Below are 23,686 nucleotides of genomic sequence, written 5' to 3' on the forward strand. Positions count from 1 at the left end.
TTTGAAGATAGCAGGTCTGACGGTTGAACCGCAGCGTTTCGTTGAGTTTTAACGAATTAAATGTTGAGGATATGATCGCGGTTACAAAATTGCCCTGAAACAGGGCAATGGATGTTTCTTTGCACGCTGATGGAACGGTTTTACGCCCCTTGCCAGCGGGTGAACAGATCCTGTGGAAGGGAGATATCAAACTGGTCGAGTACGCGGTTAACCGTTTGATTAATCACATCATCTAGCGTTTGTGGGCGATGATAGAATGCCGGGACTGGCGGCATAATCACCGCGCCAATTTCTGCCGCCTGCGTCATCAGTCGCAGATGCCCCAGATGCAGCGGCGTTTCACGCACGCACAGCACCAGCGGGCGGCGTTCTTTCAACACCACGTCTGCCGCACGGGTAAGCAGCCCATCGGTGTAACTGTGGACGATGCCTGAAAGCGTTTTGATTGAACAAGGTAATATTACCATTCCGGCGGTCTGAAAAGAGCCGGAAGAGATACTGGCGGCGATATCGCGCGTATCGTGATTTACATTCGCCAGTGCCTGCACGTCGCGTACAGAGAGGTCTGTTTCCAGCGCCAGCGTCTGTCGGGCAGCAGCACTCATCACCAGATGGGTTTCCACATCAGTAACGTCACGCAAAACCTGCAGCAGGCGCACGCCATAAATCGCGCCACTGGCACCGCTAATCCCTACAATGAGTCGTTTCATTTTTTCGCCCTTACTTGCTTCAGGGCTGACTTTGCAGGTTTTTATGCGCAGTTGCAAGTCAGTCCACTCTATGTGTCCTGACCTGCAACAGAACATTACCCTTCGTTATGCATCTCGAGGTTTTCCGCTTCGTTCTGACGCAAAATTGCTTTGGCATCATCATTACGCAGGGAGTCAAGGAAATCGAGATATTGCTGGTCGACGTCTTTGGTGACGTACACGCCGTTAAACACTGAACATTCAAACTGCTGAATATCCGGGTTCACAGCGCGGACCGCTTCAATCAGATCGTTCAGATCCTGGAAGATAAGACCGTCTGCACCGATTATCTGGCGAATCTCGTCCACTTCGCGACCATGAGCAATCAGCTCCGTCGCCGTAGGCATATCGATACCATAAACGTTCGGGAAGCGAATTTCCGGGGCCGCAGAGGCCAGATACACTTTCTTCGCTCCGGCTTCACGCGCCATCTCGATAATCTGTTCCGAGGTGGTACCGCGCACGATGGAGTCATCCACCAGCAGCACGTTTTTATCACGGAATTCCGCACGGTTGGCGTTCAGCTTACGGCGCACGGATTTACGGCGCAGCTGCTGACCGGGCATGATAAAGGTACGGCCCACGTAGCGGTTTTTCACAAAACCCTGACGGTACGGCTTACCGAGAATACGGGCAATTTCCAGCGCAATATCGCAGGAGGTTTCCGGAATCGGGATCACCACGTCAATGTCCAGATCTTCCCACTCGCGAGCAATTTTTTCGCCAAGCTTGGTACCCATATTTACACGGGCGCTGTAAACGGAAATCTTGTCGATAAAGGAGTCAGGACGTGCGAAGTAAACGTATTCAAACAGGCACGGATTGCTAACCGGGTTATCGGCACACTGGCGAGTAAACAGCTGACCTTTTTCGGTGATATACACCGCTTCGCCAGGTGCCACATCGCGCAGGAATTCAAAGCCCAGCGTATCCAGCGCCACGCTCTCGGAGGCCACCATATACTCGGTACGACCATCCCCGATATCGCGTTTACCCAGTACCAGCGGACGGATACCGTTAGGATCGCGGAAGGCAACCATACCGTGGCCGATAATCATCGCCACGCAGGCATAGGCGCCGCGGATCTGGCGGTTGGTTGCCGCAATAGCAGCAAAAATATTATCGGCTTCCAGCGGATAATGGCGGAAGTTATCCAGCTCGCTGGCGAATATATTCAGCAAAATTTCAGAGTCTGAAGTGGTATTGATGTGGCGGCGCTTTTCTTCAAACAGCTTTTTACGCAGCTCATGCGCATTGGTCAGGTTGCCATTATGGGCAAGCGTGATGCCATACGGTGAGTTGACGTAAAAAGGTTGAGCTTCGGAGGCGCTGGAGCTGCCAGCCGTTGGGTAACGCACATGACCGATGCCCATATTGCCCTGCAAACGCTGCATATGGCGCGCTTCAAAAATATCGCTCACCATTCCGTTTGCTTTACGCAAGCGGAAGCAGTTGTTGGCATCAATGGTGATGATGCCTGCGGCATCCTGACCACGATGCTGGAGCACCGTTAACGCGTCATAAATCGACTGGTTTACCGGCATAACACCGGCGATACCGACAATACCGCACATACGTCTTTTCCTCGTTCAGCAACAACCCAAAGTTTATACTTTGGGCAAGAAACTTGACGAGCTTTGCAGATAGTCAAAGAACCATCTGATGATGAAACTGAACTGCGGGATCAGCTGCGACTTGCTCCAGTCTTCACTTTTCGACAGACCGGTAAAGGTATCGAGAAAGAACAGTATGGCGGCGACGATCAGCGCTCCTCGCAGAGCACCAAAGCAGATCCCCAACACCCTGTCAGTACCCGACAGGCCTGTTTTCTCTACCAGTTGGCCTATCACAAAGTTAACGATAGCGCCGACGATAAGTGTCGCGATAAACAGTATCGCGATAGCAATCCCATTTCGAACGAGTTCGTCTTCAAAGCCCGTAAACCAGACAGACAGGTAAGTGTAGTAATGGCTGGCGACAAAGAAAGCACAACCCCAAGTCACCAACGATAATGCTTCACGAACAAAGCCACGGATCAGGCTAACCAGACAGGAAAAACCAATCACCGCGATAATGGCGTAATCAATCCAGACCATAAGTGTCCCACGATTTAACGCCCTGTCGTCCTGTTCGGGGCGCATTCTAACAGAAAAAGAAAACGTTTGCGTAGGGATTTCCTTTCCACGCGTAAATAAAAATGGCGCTGAAAAAATCTTCAACGCCATACCGTTTTATGCCTCTTCGGGCACTGCCGGATAGCGGTAAAAACACCCTATCCGGCCTGAATTAAGAGCAGCGCCGTGAACAGCGCAATCCCTTAATTAGGGGTGTACCCCATCACTACGCCACTCAGACCGGAGATCTTCTGCAGCTCGCCCAGCGAGTTCTTCAGCTTATCTTTGGAGGCGTCAGGTCCTACGAGAATACGGGTTATTTTACCCTGCACCGGCGTTGACGGGGAAGTATATACCCGGAAGCCCGCGCCACGAAGTTTACCCACGATCTCATTGACCTTATCCGCATTTTTCAGCGCACCGAGCTGTACAACGTACGCTTTGCCGGTTGGCGCTGGCGGTTCCACCGCGGCCGGTTTCGGCGCTGGAGCCGGTGCTGGCGTCGGAGCGACGGCAACCGGCTGCGGCTTCGGTTTGGGTTTCGGCTGTTCTACAGGCGCGGGGACAGGATCTAACTCCGCGCTGTTTGCCGTCGTCAAACGTGACGGATCCAACGATGGCGCGGCAGCATCACCCGCGCGCACCTCTTCAGCCGCCCCTTCCGGCGGCTGCGTCGGCAGCGCCTGCGTGGCTGCAGGCATCATGTCTGGTTCATCGCGATCGCCGGGTTTCGGCACCAGCGGGATCGCCGCAAACTCATCCTGATAATGCTTTTTCTGCCCGTCAAGCAGCCCGGGGAGCACAATCACCCCCAGCGCGACCAGCACAATTGTGCCGACTAATCGATTCTGAAACTTACTCGCCACCGCTTCTCCCCACGTCTATCACTTCCATGACATGTGCGACAGTGTGAAACGATCCACACACCAACACGGTATCTTCTGGCTTCGCCTCAGCTAGCGCCGCAGACCATGCCTGCGCCACGCTGTCATAGGCGTAGCCTTTGCCCAGATGCTCCAGCAGTTGTTCTGCAGTAGCACCACGCGGCCCTTCCAGGGGCGCACAGTACCAGGCGTCAACCACGCTTTTTAACCAGGCTAACGTACCGGCAATATCTTTATCATGTAGCATACCGATAACCGCAAGTACACGCCCGCTTTTCACTAATTTTTTCAGACGGCCGGTCAGATACTCCGCCGCATGCGGGTTATGGGCAACATCAAAAATCACCCGCGGCGACTCGCTCACAATCTGGAAGCGCCCCGGTAAAATCGCCTGTTCAATACCGTCACGAATGGCCTGCTCGCTGACGTTAAGCCCGCTTGCGCGCAGTGCTGCCAGTGCGGTAGCGGCGTTAGGTTGCGGGACCAGCGGCAACGGCAGGTGCGCCAACGTGCCGTGATCGTCCGTAAAGGACCAGTCGTTCTCCGTGACCGCATAGCGCCAGTCCACGCCGCAGCGTTGCAAAATCGCCCCGCTCTCTTGTGCAACATCGGCGATGGTGTAAGGCATTTCCGGCTCGCCGACGATAGCCGGTTTCTCTGCACGGAAAATTCCCGCCTTCTCACGACCAATGCTTTCGCGATCCGGGCCCAGCCAGTCAGTATGGTCAAGCGCAATGCTGGTGACCACCGCAACATCGGCATCCACGATATTGGTCGCGTCAAGGCGACCGCCTAACCCAACTTCCAGGATGACAACATCCAGTTGGGCCTGTTTAAACAACCAGAGCGCCGATAAGGTACCGTATTCAAAGTAGGTCAGGGAAATGTCGCCACGCGCGTCTTCAATCTCAGCAAACGAGGCGGTATGCGCTGATTCCGGCAGTTCACCTCCCTGCACGCGTACGCGTTCCGTGTAGCGTACCAGATGCGGCGAACTGTAAACGCCAACTTTATAACCTGCTGCGGTCAGCACAGATTCCAGCGTACGGCAGGTTGTGCCTTTCCCGTTGGTTCCCGCCACCGTAAAAACAAATGGCGCGGGTTTCAACACACCCAGTTTGCGCGCCACCTGACTTACGCGTTCCAGGCCGAGATCGATGGTTTTACTGTGCAGGTTTTCCAGATAAGAAAGCCACGATGCCAGGGGCGACGCGGCTTGAGGAATACGTTTATTGTCCATGATGGCTGTAGATTCTTTACGTTGAGAAAAGCAAAAGGGCAGCACCAACCGGCCTGCCCTTTTTTACACGTTGTTTTTCACGTTGCAGATGCGTTGGCTGTGCTCGCTCACCCGAATCACTTACCTGTGTAAGCTCATCGGGATCAACTCTCTTATCGCCTGCCTGCAACCCGAAACCCATAGAGTAAACTATCAGGCCTCTGATTCCTGATCGGGAACCGGAGGTACCACCTCGCCTTCACGCGGCTCATCCGGATTCGGCGTAGGAAGATTCATCAGCTTCGCCAGAATGCTTGCCAGTTTCAGGCGCATTTCAGGACGGCGGACGATCATATCGATAGCGCCTTTTTCAATCAGGAACTCGCTACGCTGGAATCCCGGCGGCAGTTTCTCACGTACGGTTTGCTCGATAACACGCGGACCAGCAAAGCCGATCAGTGCTTTCGGTTCTGCAATGTTGAGATCGCCCAGCATCGCGAAGCTAGCAGAAACACCGCCCATTGTTGGGTCGGTCAGTACAGAAATATACGGTAAACCGCGTTCCTGCATTTTCGCCAGCGCAGCAGAGGTTTTCGCCATCTGCATCAGAGACATCAGCGCTTCCTGCATACGCGCCCCGCCAGAAGCGGAGAAGCAGATCAGCGGACAGTTATCTTCCAGCGCCTGCTCAACGGCACGGACAAAACGCGCGCCGACCACAGAGCCCATGGAGCCGCCCATAAACGCGAACTCGAATGCAGCAGCAACGACCGGCATACCGTGCAGCGTGCCTTTCATTACCACCAGCGCATCTTTCTCGCCAGTTTCTTTCTGCGCAGAAGCCAGTCTGTCTTTGTACTTTTTGGAGTCACGAAACTTCAGCACATCTTTCGGCTCAAGCTCGCTACCCAGTTCCACAAGAGAACCTTCATCTAACAGGCTATGCAGGCGATTGCGCGCCGACATGCGCATATGATGGTCACACTTCGGACAGACCTCAAGATTACGTTCCAGCTCAGCACGGTATAAAACCTGACCGCAGCTATCACACTTGGTCCACACCCCTTCAGGAATGCTTGCCTTGCGGGTGGGAGTAATGTTGCTTTTAATTCGTTCAATCCAGCTCATTGGTGACCTTTCTGCCTGAACCCTAGTCAGCTTTGTTATAAGGGGCGCATAATGCCATTTTTGCCCCTAACAGACCATGAATGTTGCACATTAAAACATAACAGCCCGAAACTTTGGATAAAAAAGTGGTCGAACCGCTGAGTTACTTTCTATTTTGCAGCCCGTGACGCAGCGCGTTTATGGCGAATCACTTCAATTATGCCCGGCAATACGGAAAGGACGATGATCGCCACAATCAGTAATTTCAGGTTTTCCTGAACGATCGGCAGATCGCCGAACAGATAGCCTGCATAGGTGAACAGCAATACCCACAGCAGCGCGCCTGCGACGTTATACATCGCAAAATGACGGTAGGACATGTGCCCCATACCGGCAACAAACGGTGCAAATGTACGCACAATAGGTACGAAACGCGCGAGGATAATCGTTTTGCCGCCATGACGCTCGTAGAACGCATGGGTTTTATCCAGGTAACTGCGACGGAAAATTTTAGAGTTCGGGTTACTGAAGAGTTTTTCACCGAACAAACGGCCAATCGTGTAGTTCACCGCATCGCCGATAATCGCCGCCACAATCATCAACATCACCATCAGATGAACATTGAGATCGTTAGTTGGCAGCGCAGAAAGCGCGCCAGCGACAAACAGCAGCGAGTCTCCCGGCAGGAACGGCGTCACCACCAGCCCGGTTTCGCAGAACAGGATCAGAAACAGAATCGCGTATACCCAGATACCGTATTCCGCAACCAGCTCCGCCAGATGCACATCAATGTGCAGGATAAAATCGATAAGAAAGTAAATCAGGTCCATAGTTTTGCCTTTATACGACTCAAATTAGTCCGCCAGAAATAGCGGGCCCATAGGCGGTTTTGGCAGGTCGAACCGTTCCGGGTAATCTACTGCAACCAGATACAGTCCTTCCGCTTTCGCCGTTGCCGCTGCCAGCGTTCTGTCCTTCGCCGCTAGCAGTTCTGCTATCCAGCTCTCCGGCTGGTTGTTGGCGCCTACTTCCATCAGGCTGCCGACAATATTCCTGACCATATGATGTACAAAGGCATTCGCTTTAATATCCACCACCACATATGCACCAAAACGTTCAACGTTAATGTGCATCACGTTACGCCACGGTGTGCGCGACTGACACTGCACCGCCCGAAACGAAGTAAAATCATTTTCGCCAATCAAACACTGGGCCGCACGATGCATACGCTCAGCGTCCAGCGGTTCATAGTAATGGGTTACCCCTTTACCTAAAACCGCAGGGCGCAACCGATGATTGTAGATGATGTAGCGATAACGGCGAGCCGTAGCGCTAAATCGGGCATGGAAATCATCGGGTACAGCTTTCACCCAGCGCACAGCAATGTCACCAGGTAAATTCGCATTTACCCCCAGTGTCCATGCCGCATCTTTACGCTGGGCAGTCGTTTCAAAGTGCACGACCTGCCCTGTGCCATGAACGCCCGCATCCGTGCGTCCCGCACAAAAGACAGTGATGCGTTCATTCGCCACCTGAGAGAGCGCTTTTTCCAGTTTTTCCTGAACGCTACGCACTTCGTTCTGGCGCTGCCAGCCATAATATTTGCTGCCGTCATACTCTATGCCCAGCGCAATTTTATGGGTTGACGGCTGTTGCAGGTCAGACATTAGTACAGGTACTCCTGCACCAGTTTTTCCGCAATTTTTACCGCCATCAACGCGCCGCCAAAGCGTACGTTGTCTGCCACAGACCAGAACTGAACCTGTTCCGGCATCCCGTAATCGTTATGCACACAGCCAACTGAAAGGTGCGGAGTACCTGACGCATCGCCAACCTGCGTCGGGATATAGGTCTCTTCTGACAACACTACGTCCTCACCGCGTGAAAACGCATCGCGTGCTTCTTCCGCCGCCAACGGACGCAGAGCTTCAAAATTCACCATCTGCGCGTGGCCATAAAATACCGGTGACTGCACGATGCTGGCGGAGATAAGTAGCCCGTCGTCCTGCATAATTTTGCGCACTTCATCGACGATACGACGCTCTTCGCGCACGCTACCTTCGCGATCCGGCAGCATCGGCAGCATGTTGAACGCCAGCTGACGACCAAAGAAATCGTCATCGTCAATCGGGATGCCGTTCAGTAGTTTCGCGCTCTGTCCGGCAAGCGCATCTACGGCTTTTTTACCGTGAGCGGAAGCAGAAATAATATTGGTCACCGTAATACGTGACAGCCCGCCGTCATCAATTAGCGGCTTCAGCGCAGACAGCAGTTGGCTGGTCAGGCTGGAAGGGACCGCAATCACATTGCGGTTGCGGTAATCGGCCAGTACGAACGGGTTAACGTCCGGAACCACCAGCGGAACGTCCGGCTCAAGCGCGAACAGGCCACTGCTGTCGATAACCAGGCAACCGGCATTGGTCGCTTCTTCCACCCATGCGGCGGTGGCTTCAGCGCCCGCAACAAAAAATGCCAGTTGCGCCTGCGTCCAGTCAAAGTCTACAACGTCCTGAACAAGGACCGATTTACCGTTAAAACGCAGATGCTCACCCGCGCTTTCATTACGCGCCAGCGCATAAATTTCACCGACCGGGAACTGGCGTTCAGCCAGCGTATCGAGCAGGGCTTCGCCTACGGCGCCCGTTGCGCCCAGAATGGCAATATTCCAGCCTTCAGACATGGTGATTTACTCCAGAAATACGTAAGCGTCCCTGTCGCATTATTCGACAGGGAGCATTAAGAAGACATTAATGTGCCGGGTGATAAACAGCGTTAAAACCCAGCTTACACAGCAAGGCAGCAGCCGTTGCGTCGTCACACATCACGTATAAAGACGACCATTCACGGCGCTCAAGATAATTTTTACGCAGCTTATCAAACTCACCCGGAATTCCAGCGACTTTACGCAGCGGCGCATCATCGCGGCGCACATCATACACTAAATGCACCAGCCTTTTCAGCGTTGGCTGATCTAACGGGCCATGCAGAGTGATACGACCAAATTCCGGCGCAGGTAACAGGGTATTGAGCGCAACGTGTTGTTCGCGACCAATAAACTTGCTAAAAGCCTCAAAGACCTGCGTGGTGCCGCGCGCTTTTCCTTCCAGGGTATACCCGGCAATGTGCGCCGTGCCGATATCGGCTTTCTCCAGCAATGCCACATTGAGATCCGGCTCCCCTTCCCAGACATCCAGCACGACGCTCAGCGACTGCCCGGCATTCAATCGGTTCAGCAATGCCGTATTGTCGATGACCGGCCCGCGGCAGGCGTTGATCACAATGGTGCCCGGCTTCAGCCGGCTAATCAGCGCATCATCTGCCAGGTGCAGCGTTTTGTACGGTCCGTCTTTAAACAACGGCGTATGGAAAGTCAACACATCGGCTTGCTCTACCAGTTGGTCCAGCGAGCGGAAATCTCCCTCGTCACCGCGATCGGCTCGCGGCGGATCGCACAGCAGCGTGCGGATCCCCAGTGCTTCCAGACGTGCCTGCAAACGGCCGCCCACATTGCCCACGCCTACGATGCCTACAGTACGATCGCGTAACGCAAACCCGTCGCGCTCCGCCAGCATCAGCAACGCTGAAAAAACATATTCTACGACCGCAATCGCGTTACAGCCGGGCGCTGCGGAAAAGCCGATCTTCGACTGCGCAAGCCAGGCTTCATCCACATGGTCCGTGCCTGCGGTTGCCGTGCCGACAAATTGAACCGGTTTTCCGCTAAGCAGTGATTCATTTACTTTCGTCACCGAGCGCACCATTAAGGCATCCGCATCATCCAGTTCGGCAACGGGAATCGGGCGACCGGGAACCGCTTTGACCTCCCCCAAACGACTGAACAGTTCGCGGGCATAGGGCATATTTTCATCAACGAGGATTTTCACGTCTTTCGCACCTGTTTGAGAACGAGAGTTAACCGGGCAAGTGTGCCATAATCTCGCCGCCAGGCATACTGCGAGACCTGGTCAGCACAGATTTAAGGAACAGAGATGATGCAGCCCATTTCAGGTACACCCGCACGCCCTCCCGGCGAAGGCCAAAATGCCCCTTCTGCTGCGGGTGAACAACCGTTATCCACACAACAACGTACCGTGCTGGAACGACTGATTACCCGTCTGATTTCACTCACCCAACAGCAAAGCGCCGAGGTGTGGGCCGGAATGAAGCACGATCTGGGCGTCAAAAGTGATACACCGCTGCAATCACGTCACTTTCCTGCCGCGGAGCAAAACCTGAATCAGCGGCTGGGTGTTGCTCAGCAAAATCATGCTAATCGTCAGGTTCTCTCACAGCTCACTGAATTACTGAGTCAGGGAAATAACCGCCAGGCGGTAAGTGATTTTATCCGTCAGCAGTATGGGCAAACGGCCCTCAGCCAGCTCACGCCTGAGCAGTTGAAGAACGTGCTCACGCTGCTGCAACAAGGGCAGCTTTCTATACCGCAACCGCAACAGCGCCCGGCCACCGATCGTCCGTTATTACCCGCAGAGCACAATACGCTGAACCAGTTGGTTACCAAACTGGCGGCGGCCACGGGAGAGTCAGGTAAGATGATCTGGCAGTCAATGTTAGAGCTGTCTGGCGTAAAAAGCGGTGAGCTGATCCCCGCCAAACAGTTTACTCATCTGGTCACCTGGCTGCAGGCGCGCCAGACGCTCAGCCTGCAAAGCGCCCCGACGCTACAAACGCTCCAGGCGGCCCTGAAGCTGCCATTAGAGCCGAATGAGCTGACGGCAATAAAAGAGTATGCGCAGCAGACGTATCAGATCCAACCACAAACGATTCTGACCACGGTGCAGGTGCAGGACTTGCTGAATCAAATCTTCCTGCGCCGCGTAGAACGGGAACGCGAGCTAAACGATCCGCGCCATCTTCAGCCTATTTACAGCCCGTTCGCGCCGATGATTGAAACGGTAAAATCTCTGTCGGCACGACCGGGATTGCTGTTTGTCGCGTTAATGATCGCATTAGCCATTTTCTGGCTGGTCGCTTAACCTTTGCGCAGCGTAAGCAGCGTCACGACAATCCCCACCACGGCGGATATCGCTCCGGCAAGGAATACCGAGGGATAACCGTACGCGGTGGCCAGCACCCCGGCGACCGGGCCGCTTATGCCGTAGGAGATATCCTGAAACGCGGCGTAACCGCCCAGCGCCGTACCGCGAACCTGCGCGGGCACTCGCTTCACAACCTCTACGCCCAATGCCGGGAAGATAAGCGAACATCCTGCCCCGGTTAATGCCGCCCCGAGCAGCGCAATCCATGCTGATGGGGCCTGCCACAGCAGAATCAGCCCCGCGGTTTCAACCAGTAAGGAGACAACGGCTACCTTCACGCCTCCGAACCGATCCGGCATCCAGCCAAACAGAATGCGCATCAGCACAAACGCCCCGCCAAACGCGGTCAGGGTGAACCCCGCCATCGTCCAGCCGTTGCTGACAAAATAGAGTGAAATAAACGTACCGATCACCGCAAAGCCAACGCCCTGCAGCGCCAGGCCCAGGCCCGGTTTCCAGATAAGCCCTACCACGCTCCATAACGAAGGGCGCTCTCCTGCATGAGCGGGCACTTTGCGAACGGTGCCGTTGAATGCCCATGCCAGCAGCGGTAATACCATTGTCGTTCCCGCCAGCGCCGCAAAGCCAAAGTGGCTATGGATCAGCAAGCCCAGCGGTGCACCGGCGGCCAGCGCACCGTAAATCGCCATCCCGTTCCACGACATCACCTTACCCGAGCGTGTTGGACCGACCAGCCCAAGCCCCCAGGTCAGCGTTCCGGTGAGCAGTTGGCTTTCGCCAAAACCGAGGATCAAACGCCCGACGATTAACAATGCAAATTTTACAGGGACAGAAACAGGCAATAGCGCGGCTAACAACCACGCCGCGCCCGCCAACCCACAGGCAAACATCCCCTGTAGCGCCGAACGTTTGGCGCCATATTGATCGGCTAAGCGCCCGGCGTAGCCGCGCGTTAATACCGTTGCCAGAAACTGTACGCCTACGGCGATACCAACCATGGTGTTGCCATAGCCCAGCTCCTGATGCACAAACAGAGGAATAACGGGCAAAGGTAGACCGACCGTCATATAGGTCAGGAAAACTGCAAAAGCGATACGAAACAGCGAAAAGTTCGCCGAAGGTGTTTTTTCTTGTTGGGTTACAGCTGTCATGCGTTACTCCAAAATGCAGAGTAAGGCGAGGAATGTCCACGCCCCCTCTACCTGACTTTCAGGATTAAGGTGCGTTGGATAACGTTAAACGCTTACGCATTATCAGATAGATAATGTTGAGTGCGAAGTCTGCCTGTGAGCCACTAAATTTGTCAACCCTGAAATCTCACCAGGTTGGTTCACGGTAAAGACGACTTTTCGTCGAATAAAAAAGGAAATACCGCATCAATTCCTTTTGTGCCAAACAGTCCGGTCACCTGCTTGCGCTGCCCCGGCGTCAGCAGTCTGAACATCATATCCCAGATCTCTTTCGGTTCCGCTTCCTGTACGCAACGGCTCTCTAAGGCCATCACCTTTTCAGTTTCTTTCAGGTAAGGACGGACATACAAAGGGAAAATGGAGATATGGAACTCCTCAGCCTTTGATTTAACACGTTTGCGCTTCACGCCCTCTTTGCCTTCACTGTACATGTTTAAACGGGAACGAACCGCAGGCGCGCTTCCTGGAAACCCCGGCAATTCAAGACATTCCTTTACCGTGAACCACTCTTTTGCCATTAGTTTCTTTCCTTTCTGCCTGTGGAATAAAAAATATTTTTTCTTTTGCGCGAAATTTCAGTTTTATTCTGGCAATATTCCAGTGACCAAAAAGAAAGTTACATTCTTTTGTTTCTCTGGTTTATACCCTGAAAAATATCGGCGCCGATAACACATTTCCTTAGGATTACAGAATGGAACACAAAAGCCAAGACTGGCATCGTGCAGATATTAAAAGTGCACTGGAAAAAAAAGGAATCACGCTCAGAGATCTTTCTCGTGCGGCTGGATTATCACCCGATTCACTGCGCAATGTATTTACCCGAAGCTGGCCCAGAGCGGAACAGATCATTGCGCAGGCGCTCGAAACCTCGCCAGACGTGATTTGGCCGTCACGCTATCCACGCCAGCAGCCAGAGGATAAAACAAGTAATACTTAATATTAAATAGATCACTCGTAATTTATCGAGCATATAAATTAATAAATATCCCAGCTTAATATATTGAGAATATTAATAGCACTATTTGCCATTTCCAATTGCGTAAATACTGTTAAAGCATCACGTAATTGCTATTACGTATGTTATTAACAGGAGTCGTTATGAGTTGGGATAAAAAGGTGGCGGTCAATTACGCCAAATCGCACGCGAGTTCACATTCACAAGGGCGCTGTGCGGAATATACCCGCAAAGCTGTTCAGGCAGGCGGCGTTACTCTTGGGCGCACTTACCATGCCAAAGATTATGGTCCGATGCTGAAAAACGCCGGTTTCAGCGCCATTGGCGCGCTTGAAGAGCCGCGCGAAGGGGATGTCATCATCATTCAACCTTATGCTAATGGAAACCCGAGCGGTCACATGGCGATATATGACGGTCATGACTGGTATTCCGACTTCAAACAGCGAGACATGTGGGCCGGTCCAGGTTATCGGACCGCAAAGCCGTCATACACCATTTACAGGAAGAAGTAATGAAAGCCTTTCCACTGATTGTTCTCATCCTGCTGATTTGTGGCTGTACCCCTTCTCACCGTGACAGCACGCAGGATGTGAAACAGTTCTATCTTTCGTGGATGAAGAACTACACTCAGGATCCGGATGCGCCCCGCGAAACATCAGCATTACTGCAACGCTATGTCGCCAAAGAGGTTATCGGGCGTCTGGCGCTAATTGATACGCTTTATGAGCAGGAGATCGTGCAAGCGGACTACTTTATGTATGTGCAGGATTACGCACCGGCATGGATCCCGCTGTTGCGGGTTGGACAGGCGCAGCCATTCCTCGGCGGTGAAAAACTGAACCTGCAGTTAGGCACTGAGTCAGCCCCTATTCAACTGGAGGTATATACCCGTTGGGAGGAAGGACAGTGGAAAATTTATCGTGTCCGGGACGCGGGTCGTCATTACGAGCAGCCCATTTACAATGCCGGAGAGATTACGCGAGCCAGAGCATGGTCCGCTGAGATCGCGCCGGAATACGAAAAAATGCCGAAGTAAACACGGTAAAAAGGGAGCCTGTCGGCTCCCTTTTTTCGTATTCAAGCGGAGACTTACGCCTTCAGCTTACGCATAACCAGCGTAGCGTTGGTGCCGCCAAAGCCGAAGCTGTTGGACATCACGGTGGTCAGCGCCTGCTCGGTCGGTTTGGTCACGATGTTCAGACCTGCCGCCTGCTCATCCAGCTCTTCAATGTTGATGCTTGGCGCGATAAAGCCATGTTCCAGCATCAGCAGAGAGTAGATAGCTTCCTGCACGCCAGCCGCGCCCAGTGAGTGACCGGTCATCGCTTTGGTTGCGGAGATTGCCGGGCTGTTGTTGCCAAACACTTCGCGGATTGCGCCCAGTTCTTTCACGTCGCCTACCGGAGTCGAGGTACCGTGAGAGTTCAGGTAGTCGATCGGCGTGTCTACACCGTGCATCGCCATCTGCATGCAACGTACTGCGCCTTCGCCAGACGGAGCAACCATGTCTGCGCCATCGGACGTTGCGCCGTAACCGACGATTTCCGCATAGATGTGCGCGCCACGTGCCAGAGCGTGCTCCAGTTCTTCAACCACGACCATACCGCCGCCGCCAGCAATAACGAAACCGTCGCGGTTTGCGTCATAGGTACGGGAAGCTTTTGACGGATCGTCGTTGTATTTGGTAGACAACGCGCCCATTGCATCGAATTCACACGCCATTTCCCAGCACAGCTCTTCGCCGCCGCCAGCAAAAACGATATCCTGTTTGCCCAACTGAATTTGTTCTACCGCGTTACCGATGCAGTGCGCAGATGTCGCACAGGCAGAACTGATGGAGTAGTTTACGCCGTGGATTTTGAACGGCGTTGCGAGGCAGGCAGAAACGCCGGACGCCATCGCTTTGGTGACCACATACGGGCCAACCGCTTTCAGACCACGTGGGCTACGCATTGCGTCAGCGCCGAACACCTGAAAACGTGGGGAGCCGCCGCCGGAACCTGCAATCAGGCCAACGCGCGGGTTGTTCTGGTAATCTTCTGCAGCCAGGCCGGCATCAGCCACTGCCTGCTCCATTGATAGGAATGCATAGATGGATGCGTCGCTCATGAAGCGCACTACTTTGCGGTCAATGAGGCCAGTGGTATCCAGTTTTACGTTGCCCCAAACGTGGCTACGCATGCCGGAGTCCTTCAGCTCCTGAGAGAAAGTGATCCCTGAACGTCCTTCACGCAGAGATGCCAGGACTTCCTGCTGGTTATTACCGATGCTGGAAACGATGCCCAAGCCAGTAATCACTGCACGTTTCATTCAATACCTCTGTAAGTCGCACTATTTTAAAGTTTCGAATGGCACAATAGCGTACACTTGTACGCCGAACAAGTCCGATCAGCCATTTTATGTGGAAATTTGCGCAGCCAGGCACTCATCGCTAAGATCGGGGCACAGCCTGTCAGACGAGTAACTTACGTGAAACAATACGCTATACAACCTGCCAACCTTGAATTCAACGCTGAGGGTACACCTGTTTCCCGAGATTTTGACGATGTCTATTTTTCTAATGATAACGGGCTGGAAGAGACACGTTACGTCTTTCTCGGCGGTAACCATCTCGCACAACGATTCCCTGCGCATTCACGTCCTCTCTTCGTGGTGGCAGAAAGCGGGTTTGGCACCGGACTTAACTTCCTCACGCTCTGGCAGGCATTTGCCGATTTTCGCGATACCCACCCTGAAGCTACCCTGGAAAGATTACATTTCATCAGCTTTGAAAAATATCCGCTGACGCGTGAAGATCTCACCTTAGCCCACCAGCACTGGCCAGAACTTGCCCCGTGGGCCACGGCACTGCAAGAACAATGGCCGCTGCCGCTGGCGGGATGTCATCGCCTGCTGCTTGATGATGGGCGCGTCACGCTGGATCTGTGGTTTGGCGATATAAACGAACTGACCAGTACGCTGGATGACTCTCTGAATCAAAAGGTGGACGCCTGGTTCCTGGACGGTTTCGCACCGGCAAAAAACCCGGATATGTGGACGCCAAAGCTGTTTAACGCGATGGCCCGACTGGCTCGTCCCGGCGGGACGCTGGCAACCTTTACATCGGCAGGCTTTGTACGTCGGGGGTTGCAGGAAGCCGGGTTTACAATGCAAAAATGCAAAGGCTTTGGGCGCAAACGCGAAATGCTCTGTGGCGTGATGGAACAGACTCAGGCGCTCACGTCCTCGGCGCCATGGTTTGCGCGTACGGGAACAGATAAGCGTGAAGCCGCCATTATTGGTGGAGGAATTGCCAGCGCATTGCTGTCACTGGCGTTATTGCGCCGCGGCTGGCAGGTCACACTGTATTGCGCCGACGATAAACCTGCCGGGGGCGCCTCCGGTAATCGCCAGGGGGCGCTCTACCCCCTACTTAGCAAACATGACGCGGCCATTAATCTCTTTTTCCCCAATGCGTTTACCTTCGCCCGTCGACTGTATGACGTCCTCCCCGTTGAGTTCGCGCATGACTGGTGCGGCGTGACGCAACTCGCGTGGGATGAGAAAAGCCAGCAAAAAATCACCCAGATGCTGTCCCTTGAACTGCCCGCAGCGCTCGCAGTCGAGGTTGACGCACAGCAGGTTTTACAAACAACAGGTGTGGAAACCGGATGCGGCGGGATTCAGTATCCGGCCGGAGGATGGCTGTATCCGGCGCAGTTAACCGCCGCGGTACTGGACTATGCAACAACCCTGGGATTACGCACCCGCTACCAACATGCGCTGGCCTCACTGACTCGCCAGACAGCAAGCTGGCAATTGCAGTTTTCCAGTGGAGAAACCGCCTCTCACGCAGCAGTCGTTCTGGCTAACGGTCATCGCATTAGCAGCTTTGAGCAAACGCAGCCGCTACCGGTGTACTCCGTGGGCGGTCAGGTGAGTCATATTCCCACCACACCTGCACTTTCAGCGTTACGTCAGGTGCTGTGCTATGACGGCTACCTCACGCCGCACAACCCGCAAAATCAGCAGCACTGCATTGGCGCCAGCTATCATCGAGGGAGTGAAGAGACAGCGTATCGCGAGGACGATCAGCAACAAAACCGTCAACGCTTAATCGACTGCTTCCCGAACGCTGTGTGGGCAAAAGAGGTAGACGTTAGTGACAATGCCGCCCGCTGCGGGGTGCGCTGCGCCACGCGCGATCACATGCCAATGGTCGGCAACGTCGCGGACTATGACGCCACGCTCAGCCAGTACACCACACTTGCTGCAGACAAAGAGCACGCCGTAAGCGCACCAGTTTATTCCGATTTATTTATGCTGGGCGCGCTGGGATCGCGCGGGCTGTGTACTGCCCCGCTGTGTGCAGAAATTCTGGCTTCGCAAATGAGCAATGAACCGATTCCCATGGATGCCAGCACGCTGGCGGCGCTAAATCCAAATCGTCTGTGGGTCAGGAAGTTATTGAAGGGTAAAGCGGTGAAATAAAAGGATGGGGTGCCCTCTCGTCATGGCCTGATGACGCTACGCTTATCAGGCCTACCCCCCCCAACAAGGTAGGCCGGATAAGACACCAGAGCGTCGCCATCCGGCACAATTTACCGCAATTATTGTGCAGTAGCCTTCTGGAACAGAGTGTCCCACATTTCTTTCACTAACGCCTGGTCACGCGGCGATAGTTCGCCTGCACTGATGGCTTTTTCCAGGCTGCTGGTCACATTGGCGTACAATGCCTCAGCGGAATGGTCCTCGCCAGCGTCCAGTTCGGCCACGGCCAGCGTCAGGTGTCCACGCAAATAGCCACTGGCAAACAACTCATCATCGCTGGCGTGCTCTACCATATCGTCGATTAATGCCAGAATGCGTGATTCAAACTCCGCGATCATCTTCTTTCCTCATTGTAAACGTGGCAGCAACTTCAGTTGAGCGCTTCGGGCCACGGGAATTGTTCCGCCTTAAGTTCAGGCGTGTGATAATAATTCTGTAACGCGTTAATGAAGCGCGCCGGACGTTCAGGGATCCCCTTTTCCAGGTACTCCATCACCTGAGCATGAACACGGCGCTGGAATACCACGCGATCCGGTTCAAAGTCCCCTTCAAGGTTGTCGCAACTGACGTTAAACGGGTAGCCCGCCGCCATGCAAAACAGCCAGTCAAACGCCTGCGGCTTCACTTCCACGTCTTCAAACTGGCATTGCGTCTTCGCGTCGCGTCCGTCCGGACAGTACCAGTAACCGAAGTCGACCAGTTCACGCCGCGCCTTACCGGCGATGCACCAGTGTGAAATTTCGTGTAACGCGCTGGCGTAATAGCCATGCGCAAAAACAATACGGTGATACGGTAATTCCGCATCCGCAGGAAGATAGATCGGTTCGTCATCGCCTTTAATCAGACGGGTATTAAATTCATCGGCAAAGCAGCCGTTAAAAATCTCAATTAACTGTTCGTAGTGATGGGTATTATTCATTAGTTCATCCCCAGCCAGTGGAGAATCTCCTGTCCATGATTATCATAAAGTAGCTTGGCGCTCATCACGGCGGAGACAATGACGATCATTGGCCGAATGAGTTTTTGTCCTTTACTGAGCACCAGCCGTGAGCCCATTCGTGCGCCAATAAACTGGCCAATGAGCATCACAAATCCGGTCGCCCAAATCACTTTGCCGCCGAGGGCAAACAGCAACAGCCCGCCGATATTCGATGTGGCATTTAATACTTTGGCGTGGGCCGTCGATTTCGCCAGGTTGTAGCCGCACAGCATGACAAAGGCCAGCGCGTAGAACGACCCCGCAGCCGGACCAAAAAAGCCATCGTAAAAGCCGACGCAACCCCCGGCCACCAGCGCGAAAGGCAACCCATGCAACCGACGCTGTCGGTCCTCCTCCCCCACTTTCGGCATCAACAGAAAGTAAAGACCAATACAGATAACCAGAACCGGCAGGATCTGGCGCAGAATATCTGACTGCACGTGCTGAACCAACAGCGCGCCACTCATTGAGCCGATAAAAGTCATGAAGATATTGAGCTTCTGATCCGCCAGATTAACCACGCCCCGGCGAATAAAATAGAGGGAGGAAGAGATAGATCCTCCACAGGCCTGCAGCTTATTGGTGGCCAGCGCTTGCGCGGGTGGCATCCCGGCCGCCATCAATGCCGGGATAGTGAGTAAACCACCGCCTCCGGCCAGAGAATCAATAAAACCTGCCAGCATCGCCACGAAAAAAAGCACACCTAACAGTAGTGGCGACACCATAAACAGAGAGGCAAAATGATCCATTAGAGTACATGCTCGTCCAGTAGCGCCTGGCAGGAAGGCGGCAACGGCGGCGGTGTCTTCTTCTCAGGCTTGGTGGTTCCAGGTTTCGGAGGTTCGAACCAGCTTTGCAGCTCCGCGCCGCAGCCGTCACCCGGTGGTGGTAACGATTGATCTTCGCACTCAAGACTGTCGGCAGGACAACGCAACCGTACGTGCATATGCGCACGATGCTGGAACCATGGCCGCACTTTACGCAACCAGTCCCTGTCGGTCCCTGCATCCAGACAAAGTTGCTGCTTAATCGCCGGATTCACGAAAATACGCGTGACTTCATTATCTTTTGCCGCCAGCCTGATCAGGCTGAAAATCTCCGGCTTCCAGAGTGACGGCACGACACGTTTGCCATCCTGTGAGACCAGATCTAACGCCTGCGGCCGCAGCAGTTGCGACTGAGTCCAGCGGGTTTTCGGCAATTGCAGGAAAATATCTACATCCAGTCCCGTCTGGTGGCTGGCGTGACCGCCATTGAATCGCCCACCGGCCGGCATGCCCATATCGCCGATTAACACCGTACCCAGCCCCAGATTGTTGGCCTGATTACTCAGACGCTGGATAAACATCACCAGATCCGGATGGCCAAAGTAACGGCGCTGATCGGTGCGCATCACCTGATAGTGTTCTGACTGTACAGGCAGCGTATCTGCGCCAACAATACAGCCATTGGAGAACGCGCCGATAGACTGCGCGCTACCTGCAACCGGATGGGTAATTTTCTGCCAGGGCGTCGCCGCCAGACAGGCGGTGCTGGCAAACAGAGCCAGCGCCGCAAGTGCCGTTTTTTTCATCTCTTACCAGCGTGGAATATCGGTCTTCACGTCCGCATTTTGCGCCCGCTGACGCAGCAGGTGATCCATCAACACGATCGCCAGCATCGCTTCGGCGATTGGCACGGCGCGGATCCCAACACACGGATCGTGACGACCTTTGGTGATCATTTCGACTTCTTCACCAAAGCGATTAATAGTGCGCCCTGGAACGGTAATACTCGAGGTCGGTTTCAGCGCCATATGAGCAATGATTTGTTGCCCACTGCTGATCCCACCAAGAATGCCGCCCGCATGATTACTCTGGAAACCTTCTTTGGTGATTTCATCACGGTTCTGGCTGCCGCGCAGTGCAACAACGTCAAAACCGTCGCCAATCTCAACGCCTTTAACGGCGTTAATGCTCATCAGCGCGTGAGCGATATCAGCATCCAGGCGGTCAAATACAGGTTCGCCGAGACCCGCTGGTACGCCGCTTGCAACCACGGTCACCTTCGCCCCGATGGAGTCGCCCTCTTTCTTCAGCCCACGCATCAGTTCGTCCAGCGCTTCGAGTTTATCCGGGTCTGGACAAAAGAACGGGTTAAGTTCCACCTGGGACCAGTCTTTGATCTCCAGCGGAATATCACCCATCTGCGTCAGACAGCCGCGAATTTCAACGCCGAATTTTTCCGCCAGATATTTTTTGGCAATCGCTCCGGCCGCAACGCGCATCGCCGTTTCACGTGCGGATGAGCGTCCGCCGCCACGGTAGTCACGCAGGCCATATTTCTGCTCATAGGTATAGTCGGCGTGTCCTGGACGAAAAACGTCCTTAATCGCGCCGTAATCCTGTGAACGCTGATCGGTATTTTCGATCAACAGGCCAATACTGGTGCCGGTGGTAACGCCTTCGAACACGCCGGAGAGGATTTTCACCTGATCCGGCTCACGACGCTGCGTAGTGTAGCGCGATGTGCCCGGACGGCGTCTGTCGAGATCGTGCTGCAGGTCAGCTTCTGTCAGAGAAATGCCCGGCGGAACACCATCGACAATACAACCGAGCGCCAGCCCGTGTGATTCACCGAAAGTGGTTACGCGAAAGAGTTGCCCAATTGTGTTTCCTGCCATCACGGCTCCGTTATGAGTGTTGTGTATGTGCGCGTGTATTTAGTCTTTATAAATGCTGAAGTGCTCACGAGCAGCAACTAACTGCTCTTTGGTCAGCATGAATACACCTTCACCGCCGTTGTCGAACTCCAGCCAGGTGAACGGTACATCCGGGTATTGCTCTATCAGATGTACCATGCTGTTTCCGACTTCACAAATCAGAATACCGTTATCTGACAGGTAGTCCGGAGCGTTACCCAGAATGCGACGGGTAAGTTTTAGTCCATCGCTGCCAGACGCCAGACCCAGCTCAGGTTCATGACGATATTCGTTTGGCAGATCGGACATATCTTCCGCATCGACATACGGCGGATTGGTCACAATCAGGTCATACTGGACTTTCAGCAGATCGCGGAACAGATCGGAACGGATCGGCGTAACATGATGGATCAGGCCGTGCTCTTCAATATTGTGTTCGGTCACCGCCAGCGCGTCTGTGGAAATATCCACCGCATCCACTTCGGCCTCCGGGAAAGCATAGGCGCAGGCAATGGCAATACAGCCGCTGCCGGTACACATATCCAGGATATGCTGCGGCTGCTCATTGATAAGGCCCGCAAAGCGGTTATTAATAAGCTCGCCAATCGGCGAACGTGGCACCAGCACGCGTTCATCAACATAAAACTCATGCCCGCAGAACCAGGCTTTGTTGGTCAAATAAGCGACCGGAATGCGCTCGTTGACGCGGCGAATCACGCGTTCAACAATGCGATGGCGCTCGCTGGAAGTCAGACGCGCGGTACGCATATCTTCTGGAATATCCAGCGGCAGATAAAGTGACGGCAGCACCAGTTGTACGGCCTCGTCCCATGGGTTATCCGTGCCATGGCCATACCAGATGTTCGCCGCGCTAAAACGGCTGACCGCCCAACGCAACATGTCCTGAATGGTATGCAGTTCACTCACTGCTTCATCGACGAAAATTTTATCCACGTATTCCTCCAGGGCATGCTCGTATTAATTTCGGCGGCTAGTTTGCCACGAAGACGGCGATAAATCAGCATTCACACAGGGCCTGAGCGCGAAAATTGCGTTTTAAGCGATCGGATGCCCGCCGAGTCGGGTTAAACTAACGAAAAATAAAAGATGAGACTCTCGAATGAAAAAGAAAACATCGCTCAGCGAGGAGGATCAGACGCTGTTTCGCCAGCTGATGACCGGCACGCGTAAAATTAAACAGGACACCATTGTTCACCGACCGCTACGTAAAAAAATTACCGAGGTTCCGGTTAAAAGGCTGCTGCAGGAACAAGCTGATGCCAGTCACTATTTCTCGGACGAGTTTCAGCCGCTGCTGAATACGGACGGCCCGGTAAGATATCTGCGTGCCGACGTCAGCCATTTCGAACTGAAGAAAATGCGCCGTGGCGATTACTCCCCGGAGCTGTTTCTCGATCTGCACGGGCTGACCCAGCAGCAGGCCAAACAGGAGTTAGGCGCGCTGATTGCCGCCTGTCGTCGTGAGCATGTGTTTTGCGCCTGCGTGATGCATGGCCACGGAAAACATATTCTTAAGCAGCAAACGCCGCTCTGGCTGGCGCAGCATCCGCACGTGATGGCCTTTCATCAAGCGCCAAAAGAGTACGGTGGCGACGCCGCGCTGCTGCTGCTGATTGAAGTGGAAGAGTGGCAACCGCCCGAACTTCCCTGATGCAGAAAAACAGAAAGAGCCGCATTTGCGGCTCTTTGATTTTCCGGATGATGGCTGTGCCTTATCCGATTCCAGGCTTTTTAAATCGCTTTTGCCATTTTCAGGTTACACGGGCTCATCTGCCAGTTAAAAGTACCCTTCCCGCTCTCATCAAGCGTTACGCTGGCAATCGCTGATGTGGTAAACATCGGCGGTGTTTCGCCTGGGCAAAGTTCAGACACCAGATACCCCACTAAAGGTAAGTGAGAGATGACCAGCGCCGTGGCGATACCTTCATTGGCCAGAGCCTGTAAATAGGCGCTGACCAAACCGACATCGCCGCAGGGAGTCAGCTCCGGCAAAACATCCACACCGGTTGGCAGGTTCATACACTCCCCCACCACATCCAGCGTTTGTTCGGCTCGTAGGAACGGGCTCACCAGAACACGTTCGATATCCACTTTTTGACCTTTCAGCCAGTTCGCCATCAGGCGAGATTCGTCACAACCACAGGAGGTTAAGGGACGAACCGAATCACTGGCGGCATCGAGGGCTGCGTCGCCGTGACGCATGATAAAAACTTGCATATTGCACCGCTTTTGTTAACCAG

26 protein-coding genes are annotated in these 23,686 nt (G+C 53.9%); 6 read left to right on the forward strand and 20 right to left on the reverse strand.

Going from position 1 to position 23,686, the window contains the following annotated elements; genetic code table 11:
• Positions 1-140: 140 nt before the first annotated feature.
• The 10 genes from OGV65_RS22345 to pdxB all read right to left on the reverse strand — a co-directional run bounded on the left by OGV65_RS22345 (position 141) and on the right by pdxB (position 9,957).
• Entirely contained in the window at positions 141-710 is a 570-nt protein-coding gene (locus OGV65_RS22345; RefSeq protein ID WP_019077299.1) for a UbiX family flavin prenyltransferase, read from the reverse strand.
• A gap of 95 nt (positions 711-805) precedes the next feature.
• On the reverse strand, positions 806-2,323 hold the full coding sequence (gene purF / locus OGV65_RS22350; RefSeq protein WP_286455428.1) for an amidophosphoribosyltransferase: 1,518 nt from the start codon (positions 2,321-2,323) through the stop codon (positions 806-808).
• Positions 2,324-2,356: 33 nt separating this feature from the next.
• Entirely contained in the window at positions 2,357-2,845 is a 489-nt protein-coding gene (gene cvpA / locus OGV65_RS22355; protein WP_005129678.1) for a colicin V production protein, read from the reverse strand.
• Between the two features lie 221 nt (positions 2,846-3,066).
• Positions 3,067-3,729 carry a cell division protein DedD gene (gene dedD / locus OGV65_RS22360; RefSeq protein ID WP_016153857.1) on the reverse strand — a complete coding sequence of 221 codons (663 nt, stop codon included), beginning with the start codon at positions 3,727-3,729 and terminating at the stop codon, positions 3,067-3,069.
• Positions 3,719-4,987 carry a bifunctional tetrahydrofolate synthase/dihydrofolate synthase gene (gene folC, locus OGV65_RS22365; RefSeq protein ID WP_286455429.1) on the reverse strand — a complete coding sequence of 423 codons (1,269 nt, stop codon included), beginning with the start codon at positions 4,985-4,987 and terminating at the stop codon, positions 3,719-3,721. Before folC ends, dedD begins: the two co-directional genes overlap by 11 nt.
• 192 nt (positions 4,988-5,179) lie before the next feature.
• A complete protein-coding gene (accD, locus tag OGV65_RS22370; protein ID WP_016153859.1) occupies positions 5,180-6,094 on the reverse strand; it encodes an acetyl-CoA carboxylase, carboxyltransferase subunit beta in 915 nt (304 codons plus the stop codon).
• 149 nt (positions 6,095-6,243) lie between these two features.
• The gene (locus OGV65_RS22375; protein ID WP_016153860.1) at positions 6,244-6,903 is read right to left on the reverse strand and encodes a DedA family protein; all 660 of its coding nucleotides are present in this window, start codon (positions 6,901-6,903) and stop codon (positions 6,244-6,246) included.
• 24 nt (positions 6,904-6,927) lie between these two features.
• Complete coding sequence (gene truA, locus OGV65_RS22380; RefSeq protein ID WP_016157050.1) at positions 6,928-7,740, reverse strand: tRNA pseudouridine(38-40) synthase TruA; 813 nt, start codon at positions 7,738-7,740, stop codon at positions 6,928-6,930.
• On the reverse strand, positions 7,740-8,753 hold the full coding sequence (locus tag OGV65_RS22385; RefSeq protein WP_131405184.1) for an aspartate-semialdehyde dehydrogenase: 1,014 nt from the start codon (positions 8,751-8,753) through the stop codon (positions 7,740-7,742). Before OGV65_RS22385 ends, truA begins: the two co-directional genes overlap by 1 nt.
• A gap of 67 nt (positions 8,754-8,820) precedes the next feature.
• Positions 8,821-9,957: a 4-phosphoerythronate dehydrogenase PdxB gene (pdxB, locus tag OGV65_RS22390; protein WP_101700098.1), complete on the reverse strand. Its 1,137-nt coding sequence runs from the start codon at positions 9,955-9,957 to the stop codon at positions 8,821-8,823.
• Between the two features lie 108 nt (positions 9,958-10,065).
• On the opposite strand from pdxB, the gene flk reads away from it, so the two are divergent.
• Entirely contained in the window at positions 10,066-11,067 is a 1,002-nt protein-coding gene (gene flk, locus OGV65_RS22395; protein WP_016153864.1) for a flagella biosynthesis regulator Flk, read from the forward strand.
• Here the strand turns inward: flk and OGV65_RS22400 are convergent.
• Positions 11,064-12,242, reverse strand: coding sequence for an MFS transporter (locus OGV65_RS22400; RefSeq protein ID WP_016153865.1), 1,179 nt, complete (start codon positions 12,240-12,242; stop codon positions 11,064-11,066). The two genes, flk and OGV65_RS22400, sit on opposite strands and share 4 nt — an antisense overlap.
• Before the next feature lie 179 nt (positions 12,243-12,421).
• Complete coding sequence (locus OGV65_RS22405; RefSeq protein WP_181221387.1) at positions 12,422-12,799, reverse strand: hypothetical protein; 378 nt, start codon at positions 12,797-12,799, stop codon at positions 12,422-12,424.
• 173 nt (positions 12,800-12,972) lie between these two features.
• Here OGV65_RS22405 and OGV65_RS22410 point away from each other — a divergent pair, with 173 nt between their 5' ends.
• The 3 genes from OGV65_RS22410 to OGV65_RS22420 all read left to right on the forward strand — a co-directional run bounded on the left by OGV65_RS22410 (position 12,973) and on the right by OGV65_RS22420 (position 14,272).
• Positions 12,973-13,218, forward strand: a complete 246-nt coding sequence (locus OGV65_RS22410) for a helix-turn-helix domain-containing protein (protein WP_141875460.1) — start codon at positions 12,973-12,975, stop codon at positions 13,216-13,218.
• A gap of 161 nt (positions 13,219-13,379) precedes the next feature.
• A complete protein-coding gene (locus tag OGV65_RS22415; RefSeq protein WP_016153868.1) occupies positions 13,380-13,748 on the forward strand; it encodes an NlpC/P60 family protein in 369 nt (122 codons plus the stop codon).
• Positions 13,748-14,272, forward strand: coding sequence for a YqhG/Tai3 family protein (locus tag OGV65_RS22420; protein ID WP_286455430.1), 525 nt, complete (start codon positions 13,748-13,750; stop codon positions 14,270-14,272). Before OGV65_RS22415 ends, OGV65_RS22420 begins: the two co-directional genes overlap by 1 nt.
• Before the next feature lie 53 nt (positions 14,273-14,325).
• Here the strand turns inward: OGV65_RS22420 and fabB are convergent, their stop codons facing one another.
• Positions 14,326-15,546, reverse strand: coding sequence for a beta-ketoacyl-ACP synthase I (fabB, locus tag OGV65_RS22425; RefSeq protein ID WP_016157055.1), 1,221 nt, complete (start codon positions 15,544-15,546; stop codon positions 14,326-14,328).
• A gap of 159 nt (positions 15,547-15,705) precedes the next feature.
• Here fabB and mnmC point away from each other — a divergent pair, with 159 nt between their 5' ends.
• Positions 15,706-17,706 carry a bifunctional tRNA (5-methylaminomethyl-2-thiouridine)(34)-methyltransferase MnmC2/FAD-dependent 5-carboxymethylaminomethyl-2-thiouridine(34) oxidoreductase MnmC1 gene (gene mnmC / locus OGV65_RS22430; protein WP_286455431.1) on the forward strand — a complete coding sequence of 667 codons (2,001 nt, stop codon included), beginning with the start codon at positions 15,706-15,708 and terminating at the stop codon, positions 17,704-17,706.
• Between the two features lie 119 nt (positions 17,707-17,825).
• Here the strand turns inward: mnmC and OGV65_RS22435 are convergent, their stop codons facing one another.
• From OGV65_RS22435 to prmB, 6 genes are read right to left on the reverse strand one after another with little or no spacing between them, the layout of a single operon-like run.
• A complete protein-coding gene (locus OGV65_RS22435; protein WP_016157057.1) occupies positions 17,826-18,104 on the reverse strand; it encodes a YfcL family protein in 279 nt (92 codons plus the stop codon).
• Between the two features lie 32 nt (positions 18,105-18,136).
• Complete coding sequence (locus OGV65_RS22440; RefSeq protein ID WP_016153873.1) at positions 18,137-18,685, reverse strand: elongation factor P hydroxylase; 549 nt, start codon at positions 18,683-18,685, stop codon at positions 18,137-18,139.
• The gene (locus OGV65_RS22445; protein ID WP_016153874.1) at positions 18,685-19,494 is read right to left on the reverse strand and encodes a sulfite exporter TauE/SafE family protein; all 810 of its coding nucleotides are present in this window, start codon (positions 19,492-19,494) and stop codon (positions 18,685-18,687) included. The genes OGV65_RS22440 and OGV65_RS22445 overlap by 1 nt, the downstream gene beginning before the upstream one ends.
• On the reverse strand, positions 19,494-20,318 hold the full coding sequence (gene mepA / locus OGV65_RS22450; RefSeq protein ID WP_204565608.1) for a penicillin-insensitive murein endopeptidase: 825 nt from the start codon (positions 20,316-20,318) through the stop codon (positions 19,494-19,496). Before mepA ends, OGV65_RS22445 begins: the two co-directional genes overlap by 1 nt.
• Positions 20,319-20,321: 3 nt before the next feature.
• Entirely contained in the window at positions 20,322-21,407 is a 1,086-nt protein-coding gene (gene aroC / locus OGV65_RS22455; RefSeq protein WP_003028170.1) for a chorismate synthase, read from the reverse strand.
• Between the two features lie 39 nt (positions 21,408-21,446).
• The gene (prmB, locus tag OGV65_RS22460; RefSeq protein WP_016157058.1) at positions 21,447-22,379 is read right to left on the reverse strand and encodes a 50S ribosomal protein L3 N(5)-glutamine methyltransferase; all 933 of its coding nucleotides are present in this window, start codon (positions 22,377-22,379) and stop codon (positions 21,447-21,449) included.
• Positions 22,380-22,545: 166 nt separating this feature from the next.
• Between prmB and smrB the strand changes: the two genes are divergently transcribed.
• Positions 22,546-23,097 (forward strand): endonuclease SmrB, encoded by a 552-nt coding sequence (smrB, locus tag OGV65_RS22465; RefSeq protein WP_016157059.1) that lies wholly within the window; start codon positions 22,546-22,548, stop codon positions 23,095-23,097.
• An 80-nt stretch (positions 23,098-23,177) separates the two neighbouring features.
• Here smrB and sixA read toward each other — a convergent pair whose 3' ends face one another.
• The gene (gene sixA, locus OGV65_RS22470; protein WP_003028179.1) at positions 23,178-23,663 is read right to left on the reverse strand and encodes a phosphohistidine phosphatase SixA; all 486 of its coding nucleotides are present in this window, start codon (positions 23,661-23,663) and stop codon (positions 23,178-23,180) included.
• Positions 23,664-23,686: the final 23 nt, after the last annotated feature.

This window comes from Citrobacter sp. Cb004, from assembly GCF_030337065.1.
In the GTDB taxonomy this organism is placed as follows: domain Bacteria; phylum Pseudomonadota; class Gammaproteobacteria; order Enterobacterales; family Enterobacteriaceae; genus Citrobacter; species Citrobacter braakii.